Origin of the sequence: Pseudoalteromonas thalassia, assembly GCF_049257215.1 — a bacterium.
Lineage (GTDB): Bacteria > Pseudomonadota > Gammaproteobacteria > Enterobacterales > Alteromonadaceae > Pseudoalteromonas > Pseudoalteromonas lipolytica_C.
On the sequence record NZ_JBMMUE010000004.1, the window covers coordinates 193,410 to 205,991 of the forward strand.

At 41.9% G+C, this 12,582-nt stretch carries 11 protein-coding genes; 5 read left to right on the forward strand and 6 right to left on the reverse strand.

The window, feature by feature from the left end; all coding sequences use genetic code 11:
* Positions 1-2: 2 nt before the first annotated feature.
* A complete protein-coding gene (locus AAEU31_RS07085; protein WP_421966856.1) occupies positions 3-785 on the reverse strand; it encodes a hypothetical protein in 783 nt (260 codons plus the stop codon).
* 3 nt (positions 786-788) lie between these two features.
* Complete coding sequence (locus AAEU31_RS07090) at positions 789-1,259, reverse strand: CreA family protein (RefSeq protein ID WP_135926118.1); 471 nt, start codon at positions 1,257-1,259, stop codon at positions 789-791.
* Positions 1,260-1,362: 103 nt separating this feature from the next.
* Between AAEU31_RS07090 and AAEU31_RS07095 the strand changes: the two genes are divergently transcribed.
* The gene (locus AAEU31_RS07095; protein WP_135926119.1) at positions 1,363-1,950 is read left to right on the forward strand and encodes an outer membrane beta-barrel protein; all 588 of its coding nucleotides are present in this window, start codon (positions 1,363-1,365) and stop codon (positions 1,948-1,950) included.
* A 10-nt stretch (positions 1,951-1,960) separates the two neighbouring features.
* Positions 1,961-2,290, forward strand: coding sequence for a 5-carboxymethyl-2-hydroxymuconate Delta-isomerase (locus AAEU31_RS07100; protein ID WP_054560998.1), 330 nt, complete (start codon positions 1,961-1,963; stop codon positions 2,288-2,290).
* Here the strand turns inward: AAEU31_RS07100 and AAEU31_RS07105 are convergent, their stop codons facing one another.
* Positions 2,291-4,420: a winged helix-turn-helix domain-containing protein gene (locus AAEU31_RS07105; RefSeq protein ID WP_421966857.1), complete on the reverse strand. Its 2,130-nt coding sequence runs from the start codon at positions 4,418-4,420 to the stop codon at positions 2,291-2,293.
* A 330-nt stretch (positions 4,421-4,750) separates the two neighbouring features.
* Here AAEU31_RS07105 and AAEU31_RS07110 point away from each other — a divergent pair, with 330 nt between their 5' ends.
* Positions 4,751-7,771, forward strand: coding sequence for a TonB-dependent receptor domain-containing protein (locus tag AAEU31_RS07110; protein WP_421966858.1), 3,021 nt, complete (start codon positions 4,751-4,753; stop codon positions 7,769-7,771).
* Positions 7,772-7,831: 60 nt separating this feature from the next.
* Here AAEU31_RS07110 and zapE read toward each other — a convergent pair whose 3' ends face one another.
* On the reverse strand, positions 7,832-8,944 hold the full coding sequence (gene zapE, locus AAEU31_RS07115; protein ID WP_421966859.1) for a cell division protein ZapE: 1,113 nt from the start codon (positions 8,942-8,944) through the stop codon (positions 7,832-7,834).
* A gap of 58 nt (positions 8,945-9,002) precedes the next feature.
* Between zapE and rsuA the strand changes: the two genes are divergently transcribed.
* Positions 9,003-9,701 carry a 16S rRNA pseudouridine(516) synthase RsuA gene (gene rsuA / locus AAEU31_RS07120; RefSeq protein ID WP_135926123.1) on the forward strand — a complete coding sequence of 233 codons (699 nt, stop codon included), beginning with the start codon at positions 9,003-9,005 and terminating at the stop codon, positions 9,699-9,701.
* Positions 9,702-9,855: 154 nt separating this feature from the next.
* Positions 9,856-11,430: a methyl-accepting chemotaxis protein gene (locus AAEU31_RS07125; RefSeq protein ID WP_199527379.1), complete on the forward strand. Its 1,575-nt coding sequence runs from the start codon at positions 9,856-9,858 to the stop codon at positions 11,428-11,430.
* A gap of 155 nt (positions 11,431-11,585) precedes the next feature.
* On the opposite strand, the gene AAEU31_RS07130 is transcribed toward AAEU31_RS07125, so the two are convergent.
* Both AAEU31_RS07130 and folA read right to left on the reverse strand, forming a co-directional pair.
* Positions 11,586-11,963: a DUF3718 domain-containing protein gene (locus tag AAEU31_RS07130; protein WP_135926124.1), complete on the reverse strand. Its 378-nt coding sequence runs from the start codon at positions 11,961-11,963 to the stop codon at positions 11,586-11,588.
* A gap of 79 nt (positions 11,964-12,042) precedes the next feature.
* Positions 12,043-12,522: a type 3 dihydrofolate reductase gene (folA, locus tag AAEU31_RS07135; RefSeq protein ID WP_421966913.1), complete on the reverse strand. Its 480-nt coding sequence runs from the start codon at positions 12,520-12,522 to the stop codon at positions 12,043-12,045.
* Positions 12,523-12,582: the final 60 nt, after the last annotated feature.

The following is a 12,582-nucleotide window of genomic DNA, read 5'->3' on the forward strand; positions in this document are numbered from 1 at the left end:
ACTTACCCTATCGCTTTTTGATCTAATGCCAATAACATAGGATTAGCACTGTTATGCATGAGAGCTTTAATTTGTTTTTGCGCTTTTTTATATTGGCTGCGAAGATGTGGCTTTAAAAACGTCTTCGACTGACTGTCCCCTTTAAAGTGTGTAACCAGCGCATGCATAAACAGCGTTTGTGGCTCAGTCAGCGCCGCTTGACGATTAGCATATGGGTTATAACCGCAGCCACAACCTCCTTTAAATTGATACACCGTATTGCTCATCATCACCCCAAAGCCTAAATAACATGCCAACGCATCACTTGCCTGCGGTAAATACTCTTTACCGCCGGGTGGTAACACACCCACATGGTGAATCAAAATCGTCGCTAATGTCCCTGCAAAACTAGCGACTAAATCTTGTGGCTGATTTATTTGGTTCGGGTTATATGAAATATTCACGTGATGATTTGCAGGGACGATCAACTGTACATTTTCGCCGCGTATTGCGTCTAAAAATTCAAAATGTGGAAACACCTGAGGTGTCAGCCCAGATGGTGCAACCAAGTTAATTGGCCACGCCTGCATACCCGCATAATCAACCACCCGACTAAATACCTTTTCAGCCATTTCGGCTACACTTGATACCCTATCAGGAAAGAACTGCCCATTAGGTAAAATGATTTTCGTATGCTTTAAAAAATAATCACTATCAAAGTGCTCAACAGCCCACAAAAAGGTATCAATTAGCCACTGCTGCTCTTGCTCATCAATAAGGGGGCTTGATTTAAATAACGCTAACATAAATTACTCTTGTGATTGTGCCCATTGCCATGCATCAGTGTTATATAAAGGCACTGTTGATAAAGCGTGATGATGACTGCCACTTGATTCTTTTGTTGAATACGACAAATATAAAAGTGTACGTGTTGGCGCATCATAAATACGGCGCACTTTTAACGACTTAAATAAAATACTTTTTGATGATTTAAAAACCACCTCACCCGATTTACTACGATCTATTTTTTGTAATTGTTCCGCTGTAATAGGCCCTGTTTGACGACAGGCAATAGACATATCAGAAGGATCAGCAAAGTCTAGGTTGGCTTCAATGTGGCTGATGTGACAGGTTACACCGCTAATAATTGGGTCTTGTTGTGATACTACTTTAATGTCTTTTGTAGTAAATAACCCTAAACTTACCGAAGCAGCATCATCCGAGCAGCCACTCAACAAAATAAGTGACGCAGTAAGTCCAGCTAATTTTAGTAACTTCATCCTAGTGTTCCTTATTAAAAAGCGATAGTTGTCCGTTTACAACGATTTGCTTGCTATGTTTCAATACTATCTCAAAATATCTTCAACAACGAGCACCTAAACAATGAAAAAATCGCTTGGTTTACTGTGTTTCATGTTCTTAAGTAGTACAGCTCAAGCTGGCTACTCAATTAGCGCCGGTTTCGGCAAAAACTTTACTAACTCGGTGCAAACCGAAGAAAATCTAAAGATTGAGCTTGAGGATGACAGCCATTTTACTGTCAGCTTCGATAGAACCATTGATAATGCTCGCTATGGCTTCTTCTATTCGGCAACTGAGCTTGATATGAAAGACCAAACCAACAAGCAAGTCGAGATGCAATACCTGCTATTTCAAAGTGCCATAGAAGTGCCACTGGCTAATCGTGTGGTTAGCTTTGTTGGCGCCCAAATTGGCGCAAACCACGTCAGCACTGACTTTGCCGACTCAGATACGTATTTTACCTCGGGCCTTTATGCAGGCGTCGATTATTTATTTACTGAGCAAGCACGGGTTTATGTTGAAACTCGCTGGCTGGCAACTATTGTAAATAATGCAAGTAACGTATCGTGCACTTTACCAACATCAGAAGACAATCAATGTCTATGGCACTTTGATGGTGATGTGTTAAACCAATTTCAGACAAACATCGGTTTTAGTTACCGCTTTTAAGGAAGACCCCATGCCGCACATTGTTATAGAACACTCAGAAGATTTGCCAATTCTGCCACAAGTGTTAGTTGAAAAAGTTCACCAAGCCGTTTTTGACTCTGGCTTATTTGAGCTTTCGACCATAAAGACTCGTGCAATTGCTTATCAGCATTACGAATTAGGTGAAGGCAAAGATGGCTTTATTCACATAGGCGCATCAATCATGGCAGGCAGAACCATAGAGCAAAAGCAAATGCTCAGTGAGCAATTACTAAGTTGCTTAAGAACATACTGTCGCCGCTCGTATAGCCTGAGCGTTAATATTTACGATATGGATGCTGATATCTACCGAAAGTGTTAATTACTTTGGTAAATAGGCTGCGGGTAAGCGCTTGATTTCTATCTCAGGCGATAAATACGCAGTGTAAACCAGCCAACGCTCATTGGGTATGTAGGTCAGGCCTGATGAGCGACTATAAGCACGCTCTGGTAAAGCAATTAAATCATGATGCTGCTTACTTGCTAAGTCATAGTAGCTAATACGGTAATCACCTAAGCGTTCTTTATAGTAATAAATACGTCCTTCATGATAAGCATTCTTTGCCACTAGCAACCATGCATAACAGCGGGCTAATTTAATATCATTCACCAGCATTTCTTCTACACCCGTATCATGATGTTTAATCCAAATAGCATGGCGCGAGTTAGTAAATAAAATATCACCTGTTTGTGTTTCTACACCATACTGCGCTGGCACTTCAACTGCTTTACCGAGGCTTTTTGCTGTTAAGTCATAACGGTAAAGATAGTCTCCACCAGAGACTAAAATATGCTGGCTATCAGCACTAAACTTGGGTTTAACAGCATGACTAAATGACAGTTTGATTTGTTGACTTTGCTCTACTTTGAAATCATAAAAATATAAGCGGGTACTGCCATTGTCATACAATGAAAACAAAATATAGCGTCCATCGGCAGACCAAGTTGGGTCACGAATTTCCCCGGTATTATGTGCAAAGTCAGTAAGCTGCTTTCGCGAGCTGCTATCGGGGTTAACAATCCAAAGCTGTGAACTGCCCGATTCATTCGACACATACAGCAGTTTGTTTTGCTGCTGATTATATTCTGGGAATAGCGAGCTAAAATTAGTCGACAACATAGAAAACGGTGAACTGGCCACTTGTTCGTCTATTTTCAGGCGCGTGATCACCTTATCTAAATCCCACTGATGATAATAAACACTGCCATCGCTACTGTAGTTAGGTGAGCTCATGCCAGCGATTTGCGTGTTGATTAGGGTTTGATTATCAATATCGTAGAAGTAGCCATAACGTTTGCCACCCTCAACTGCACTAAACGCCAATTGCGCTTTAGATGGATGCCAATCTACACCATGAATATCAATAAAATCATGAGTTAGGCGTTGGCTTTGCCCTGTTTTTACATCAATTAGAAACAGCGCTTTTTGGTTGTTTTTAACATTACGCGTAACCACAACTCGCTGTGCATCTGGCGAAAACGACACAGACTCATACACAGTTTCGCAGTCATCATTACAAGGAATAAACGTTTCACTTGTTTGTTTTGCCTGTAAATCGAGCAGTTTGATACGAGTGACATAGTCACCCGATTGCGTGGTGTGATCAGCAATATAGGCTAAGGTTTTACCATCTCTACTAATATCGAGATCAGCCGGATATTTATGACTACACTCCCCTAATACGACACTGGTGGCATTAATCAAAGACAACTTAACAATTTCACAGACATCAGACCCCATGCGGTAATAGTACAAAGTATTTGCATCTGGGCTGAACACAGAGCGCCCTTCTGTATAAGGAGAGTCAGTTAGTTGCTTGGCTGGATGTTCAGGAAAATGTAAATCGCGTAAATATAAGTTATTTGGTTTACCAAGCTGTCGCCATGAATACACCAAATAGTGCTGATCATTAGAAATTGATGGGTAAATCTCGCGACCTGGGCTTGCAGTAACACTTTCGATGCTATTAAGCGGTAGCACAAAGCTTGACTTTATTTGTTCCGAAGGCGAAGAGAACAGCCAATACATTACCACAAGACTAATTACACACATTGCCACAAACAGCTGACGAATTTGCGCAGTAGTGATGCTAATACCCACTGACTTTTCTTTATTTGCTGTATCTATTGGCTCAGGCTTTAACAAAACACGATAGCCCGTTTTACGTAGTGTCTCTATGTAAGTTTGTTCTGGGTCGAGTTCTTTAAATGCTTTTCGTAGATGCCAAATAGCATTTGTTAAGGCTTTTTCACCCACGTAAAAATTGCCTTCCCATACATGATTGATGAGCTCTTCACGCGTGATTGGTTCGGGGTAACGCGCCACTAAGCAGGCTAACAACTCAATAAACTTAGGCTGCAAAAGTTGTTCACTACCATTGCAGATCAGTTTATTTTCGAGTGGGTTAACAATACATGAGCCCAGCTGATAAACGCGATTAGATGTTTCCATTGACTCTAAATAAAACCCCATTTTAGAAGTACAGCAGTATAAAGCCCTACCAATTTATCTTAAAAGCGTTTCTTTCACCAGCTTTAACGTTGCAAAACAGTTAACAACCAATATTTATTAACCAATTGATTTTAAATGAATAGATATTCAGTAGATATAAAATAGAGACATAAACGAGCCACCTAAGATTGTAGTTAAGTTCACATTCCTATAAAAATTTTTACGTCAGTACCGACTAACCAGGGTGTTGCTCACTGTAAATTTTAACTGCCCTTAAAAAGAGCATCACTCTGGTTCTAAAAATTAAAAATAAAACAACTAGGAACGCCTGTGAGAAATCTACTAACCAACCCCTGTGCTATTGCACTTGCTGTTGCCTGTGGTTTTAGCCAACATACATTTGCCAATGAGGCTGAGATTGCCCGCACCGCCAACACCACCCCAACAGCTAATGAACAAACTGAAGAGCCTGAAAAAATTGTCGTAACGGGCTCGCGTATTAAGCGTGATAGCTTTTCAATTCCTACACCGCTGGTCACAATGGACCGTGAAGCCATTGCCGATACCGGTTTAACCAATTTATCAGATATTCTTGTTGATAACATGCCAGCTCTAAGTGAGAGCATAGGTAACACCACCAGCCAATCAAGTGTTTCAGCAACGGGGTTATCTACTGCCCAACTACGAGATTTAGGTGCTAACCGCACTCTAACACTGGTTGATGGCCGTCGTGTTGTATCAAATAGCTACAGCGGTAACTATGTTAGTTTAAATACCATTCCAAGCGGCATGGTAGAGCGCGTGGAGATAATCAGTGGCGGTGCATCGGCAACCTATGGTGCTGATGCCGTAGCAGGTGTGGTGAATATTATTACCCAATCAAAAAAAGAAGGCTTTGATTTTAAAGCGAATACAGGTGAAACCACTGATGGCGGCGGTAAAGAATTTACCCTTGATTTAAACTACGGTACCTCGTTTGCTAATGAGCGTGGCTACGCTTATTTCAGTGCCAACTGGGACCGTGATTTCGGTATGAGCTATTACGACCGTAAACGCGCACAAGTCGAAGACGCTTATCGCTATGATGATGACCAGATGTGTAACCAAATGCTTACTAATGACGGTTATCAATGTATGCTTGATATTACACAAGCTGATTGGGTGAGTAAGAGCGACGGTATTCCGGGTGGTGTGTTCTTAGAAAATAGTAACAACGACACTCAGTTTTGGTATGACGGTCAAACCTTACGTGATGATTGGAAAGGCAACGAAGAAATTTACGGTATCAACTCAAATCAGTACGTAATGCTTGATGTTCCGAGTGATAACGTGTCAGCGGCAGTGAAAATAGATTATGACTTAACTGACGATATAATGTTCTATGCACAAGTACAATACAGTGAAAGTGGTTCGTTTAACAATAAGTCGCCTGAAGATCAATACGAAGGTGCGTATGTACCGCGTTATGACCCGGCGACTGGCGAGCCCCTTGCAGATGTAGCACCGGGCTATATTCCAATCGACAACCCGTATGTGCCGCAAGAAATCCTCGATGCCAACCCATATAAAGATCGCATTTATTGGGATCGCCGCTTCAGCGAAGTCGGTAATATCAGCACAGATAATACCCGTAAAACGATTCGCAGCTGGGCAGGTCTTCAAGGCACGTTATTTAACGACGAGTGGGACTGGGATCTATCTGCAAGTTATGGTCGTTTTACCCAGCACCAAATTCGCAGCAATGAATTAAATACCGTAAAACTTAATCAAGCTTTGCAAGCTGAACAGTTAGCGGATGGCACCATTCAATGTATTGATGAAGCAGCTCGCGCTGAAGGCTGTGTGCCAATTAACTTATTTGGTGAAGGATCTATCACCGAAGAGATGGCGGCTTGGATCCGCACTAACCCAATTATTGATACCGAAATAAAGCAATACGGTGTGGTTGGCTACATAACGGGTGATTTATTTGAATTACCAGCAGGCTCAGTATCCGCAGTATTTGGTGGCGAATACCGTAAAGACAGCCAAGACCTATCAACCAGCGACGACATGAAAGCTGGCGGTATTACCTTTAACTATGTACCAAATTTTTATGGTGAAGTTGAAGTCTACGAAGCCTTTGCAGAGCTTGCGATCCCGCTATTAAAAGAGGCTCCTTTAGCAAAAAGCTTAAGCGCAGAAACCTCACTACGTTTGGCTAACTACAGCATGGAAAACGTCAATACTGTTGCCAGCTACAAGCTAGGTATATTTTGGGAGCCAATCGAGGGCTATGCATTTAGAGCAAACTACGCCCGTGCTCAACGTGCGCCAACGATCACCGAGCTTATGTCACCACCACGTGGCGATTACGACAGCTATGACGATATTTGTGACGGTTTAACGGCAACATCCACTAAACCAGGTCACGATAACTGCCGTAAGGAGCCTACATTAGCTGCACAACTTGCTGCTGATCCAGACTTTGAGTTTAGCGATGAGAACAACAGGTATTCACCGGGTACTGGTAACGAAAACCTAAAAGAAGAAACCGCTGATACCTATACCTTTGGGGTTACAGTGGCTCCAACCTTTTTAGAAAACTTTAATCTTGCCGTTGATTACTATGATATTGCCATTGTTGATGCGATTTCGCAGATCAGTAATGAAAACATCATGCGTGAGTGCTACAACTCAGAAGCAGCATGGGGCGAAGACAACGTATTTTGTAATGACATTACCCGTAACAGCGAAGGTAATATTATTAAAATCTTACAACGTCAATATAACCTCGATGAGCTAACAGCGCGCGGTTATGACGTGGTTGCACAGTACAAATTAGACTTAGATAACCTGGGTCAGTTGTCGTTTAAACTAGATTACAACCATGTAATCGAAAACTCGCAAACCTATGAAGGCCTTGATGGCAGCTTAGTAACCAGTCACTACGCAGGTTATGGCAGCAGCAAAGATAAAGCATCAATGTCAGTTACATGGCGTAACGATAACTTACGTATTCGTTGGCGCACAAATTACTTAGGCTCGTTTAAAGCAAGCCAGAGTCTTGAAGAAGACTATCAAGAGTATATTGCCGAAAACGATGCCCGCTGTGAGGCTGGTGAAGATACTTGTATCAGTAACCCAGAAAAACTTGCCTACCAAGATTATGGCTCGTTCTTAAAGCACAGCCTTTCAGCGTCTTACACCATGTCACTTGGTGAACAGAGCCAATTGCGCGTATTCGGTGGTGTGAATAACGTGTTTGATAATAAAGGTGACTTTTATCCATATGGCCGTGGTAACTACTACAGCGCATACGGCGGTGGTGCTGGTCGCTACGTGTATGTAGGTGCTCAATATAGCTTTTAACCGTTTCATATGAAGATCCCCAGCTAGGCTGACAACAAAGGCGCATTTTAAATGCGCCTTTTATCTTTTCCAGCTTTGCATCTCAACTAGTCGAGACTCGGTACGCGCATACTCAAATGCCAGCTTTTGTCCTTGATATAAATCGCTTATACCCAGCTCGGCCGAGATCACCAGTAATCGGTTGCGATCATAAAACTCATCAACCAAAGCAATAAAGCGCCGTGCTTCATCATCTAAAAAGTGTTCTTGTAAATCCTGTTTTTCTCGCTGATAACTATCTTCAATGCCATGCACAATTTGTTTTCCCGTTGCTCCACGCCCCATTACCGGCACATTGAGTAAATAAACACGCTGAAAACACTCTGCCAAGTAAATGTAATCCGCGGTGCTTCTGGGTCCTGAGCAAAGTGTCATAAAATCAAACATAATGGCGTCTTGAGCTTGCATTACACAGCTAAGCTTGCGATGGCAAACCTCTATCGTTGTTTGCCTCTGTATTGCTTGCTCTTGTTTTAAAAAGCGCTCTGTTAGCGCCTCTTTATTATCAATAAAGTAATGTTCGGTTTGTTTACCAAAGCGAAAGCGATGATCTGTATGGCCTTCAACACTCAGAATATGGCAATGATCATTTAATAAATCGATAGTGGGTAAAAAGCGAGCTCGCTGTAAACCGTTACGATACAACTGTTCCGGTTGGCAGTTCGACGTTGCCACTAACACGACTTGCTGCGCAAACAAGGCTTTAAATAAGCCTCCTAAGATCATGGCATCGCCAATATCAGACACAAAAAACTCATCAAAACAAATCAAGCGAATGTGCTCTGCCCATTCTTTAGCAATCACATTTAGCGGATTTTTTTGCCCTTGCAACTCACTTAAACGCTCATGCACTTGCTTCATAAAATGGTGAAAATGCAAACGGATTTTACCCTCAATGCTAACTCGTTGATAAAATATATCCATTAGCATTGATTTACCGCGACCAACAGGGCCATACAAATACACACCTTTAATCGGCTTTGCTCTTTGCCACCAATGACTTGGCGTAGTTAGCAATTGTGATAACTGATCCAGTGCGGTTATAGCTGCTCTTTGAGCGACATCCTCAGTTAAGTTGCCATTCGCTATCTCTGTTTGGTAGTGCTGTAATATTTGTCCTTGCTGTACTGTCATAGGTAACTAGTATCCGCTATACTCGCCGCCATTGTAGCTGACTAAAAATGTGATCCCAATGAAATTTCCATGCCGTTTAGATAAATTTATTAGCCATATTGCTGAGTTACCGCGCAGTAAGACCAGAGCTGGTATTAAACGCAAATACGCCACTGTTAATGGTGAGGTGATTACCTCATTCGATTTGTCTGTAACACAAGATGATGATATTCGCTGGCAAGGTGAACCACTAGTATTTTTAGGTAAACGCTACTACATGCTACATAAGCCAGCAGGTTATGTATGCGCTAATAAAGATGAGCTTCACCCTACTGTATTTGATTTAATCGATGAGCCAAACATGAGCGACTTTCATGTTGCAGGTCGATTAGATATCGATACCACAGGTTTAGTGCTGATCACTAATGACGGCGACTGGTCGCATAAAATTACCGCGCCAAAGCATAACAAATTCAAAACGTATTTAGTTGAAACTCAAGAACCTATTGAAGACGAGGCAATTGCAGCGTTAGAGCAAGGGGTGCAATTGCACAACGAGAAAGAGCTAACTCGCCCTGCTATTGTTGAAAAACTTGCAAGCTACAGCTTACGCCTTTCAATTTGCGAAGGTAAATACCATCAAGTTAAGCGAATGCTTGCCGCTGTAGGTAATAAAGTTGTTGAATTACATCGTGAAAAAATAGCTGATATTACTCTTGATGAAAACCTTGCAAGCGGTGAATATCGAGCGCTTACAGAAGCCGAACTGAAGCTCTAAATAGGTACTTGAGCAAATATCATGATAACGCTGTCATTTTTACTTAATAAAATAATACAAACGTGGTAGAAGTAATAAGGGGAAATAATAAAGGAGGCTGACTGTGTTATCAGGATTAGCTTTAAAAACAAAAATCACCTTATTTGCTATCGCTATGTTTATTGCGTTATCTGCGATAGCTTTACTTGGCTTACAATCTTTACGCCATGCCAGCGAAAGCGACAACATCGCGCGTATCAACCAGCTCATGAAGAGCACCACCAATATTGTTGAGCAATTTGAGTTGATGGTTAAAAACAATCAACTCGAAGAAGCACAAGCAAAACAACTCGCTATTCAGGTGCTTCGTGAAAATAAATACCACGAATCAGAATATGTTTATGTTGTCGACAACAACTTGGATTTTGTTGCGACTCCTCACGACCCTGAACTGCACGGCACCAGCTTTAACGATTTTAAAGATGCCAGTGGCAACAGCATCGGCCGTATGGTCGAAAACCTCGTGGGTAATACAACCAATAAAATCATCACCTACCACTGGGATTCAGTGCGAGATGGAGAAACCGTTGATTTAACTTCTGTAGTACAAAAAACACCGCTGTTTGGCTGGTATGTTGGTACAGGCATTAGCGCCAAGGAAGTTGATGAACGTTATTGGAATACCGCAAAGTGGTTGCTGGGTTTATCAATGCTCATCACTATTGCACTTACTTTTGCTATTGCTCGCTTTGGCTCATCACTTACCAATGCCTTAGGCGGCGAAATTGACGAAGTAATCGGTATTGTTAAAAACGTTTCTCGCGGCAACTTAAACTCACATATTCGCCAAGATGCTCCACCTGAAAGCATTATTGCTGCTATGCATTACATGCAGCAAGGCTTACGTGGCGTTGTGGACGGTATAAAAGGCGTTACAGATAGCCTAAAGAACCAAAGTGTTGATAACGAATCACGCTCTGTTGAGCTCGATAAACTTACTCGTAGCCTCAACGAAGAAACTCAAATGGTTGCTTCTGCTATCACTGAGTTAACAGCTTCGGCGCAAACAGTTGTTGAACATGCAGAACAAGCGGCCTACTCAGTGCAAGAGGCGGAGCAACAAGGTCAAAGTGCCAGCCACTTAACCAGCGAGGCCGCTGACACTATCGCGCTTTTAGAGCAACAAATTGACAGCGCTGGTAATAATATTCAAGTGCTTGATGATGAAGTAAATAACATCGCAAATGTGCTCAGTGTTATTCAAGGTATTGCTGAGCAAACTAACTTACTTGCGCTTAATGCGGCAATAGAAGCTGCGCGCGCCGGCGAACAAGGACGAGGCTTTGCTGTGGTTGCCGACGAAGTTCGCGGACTTGCTCAGCGCACACAAACCAGCACAGAAGAAATACGTAATATGATTGGCAAGTTACAAGCAGCAACTCAGGATGCCAAGTCTGCTGTCTCGCTAAGTATTTCAACCAGTGAACAAACAGTGCAAAAATCCACAAAAGCCAATGATGAGCTAAAGCGTGTTGCCAGCTCACTAAGTGCCATAGCACAAATGAGCGACCAAATCGCAATTGCCGCTAAAGAACAGCTCGATGCAGGCGAAGACACTGCCAAACGTATCGTTATCATCTCTGATACAGCATCACAAACGGCAGATGTTTCTAATCAAGCGCACACAGCAACTGATCTAATTAAAGGTCTAACAACTGATTTAGAAAAGGAAACTGATAAGTTTAGTTAACGGTTAAAAACACGAATGTTGACTAAAGCCTAGCCTATCGCTGGGCTTACTCTTTTTATTGTCTCAGCATGATTAAGCATTATTACGAATTGGCATAATACAAATAAAAAAACCGCACTCTGTGCGGTTTCTTCAAAATCTGTTTACTTTTAGTATTAAAGACCTGCGCGGTCCTTAATAACAGCGATTAGTGGTGAACCACCATGGCCATTTGCTTCAGCCCATGCGATGTCAGCACCATCTTCTAAAGAGCTTTTTGATAAGTTCTTAACAATGTACTCACCAGTATCAGCAGCACCGCTCTCGATAGCATGACGAAGCATATTATTACCATTACATTTTACAGCGTCAAAAATGTTACGAATTTTAACACGTGAGCTCTTAAGCTTATCACGTAAACGGTTTTTATCATCTGCCGCGATATATTCACAGATAGATACAGCTAATTGGTCATCAGCTTTCGCTGGTGCGGTATACGCAACCGAAGCCGAAACAACTGCCGCCACGAGTAATAAGTTAGATAACTTCATCATATTTTGCCCTTATGCAATACTTTCTTCGTAGAAATATCGGACATTATTATACCAACCAATTAGTTTTACCGCAATAATGTTACGAATTTTTATACAGGGTTACAAAGGTATACGAATAAGGGTTTTTGTTATCAGGCTGATGCTGTTCTTGCTCAGCAACCGTCCAATTAGCAACACTTTCGTAATCTGGAAACTGAGTGTCACCCTCAACTTCAAGATCGATGAACGTTAAATATAATCGCTCAGCCTGAGGTAAAAACTGTTCGTAGATATTTCCGCCACCAATAATCATGACTTCTTCAACATCAGCGACTAATGCCAACGCTGCCTCAGGCGAAGTGACTACCTCAATGCCGTGTGCACTGTAATCGGCGTTACGAGTAATAATAATGTTTTGACGGCCAGGTAATGGACGACCAATTGATTCAAAAGTTTTACGCCCCATGATCACCGGCTTTGCCATGGTTACTTTTTTAAAGTGTTGCAGATCGGCAGGTAAATGCCATGGCATTTGGTTGTCTTGACCTATTACTCGGTTATTTGCCATAGCAGCAATCATTGAAATTTTCACACTAAACCTTAATACTTTTTTCTTATTAATAAAAAAGGAGCGCATGGC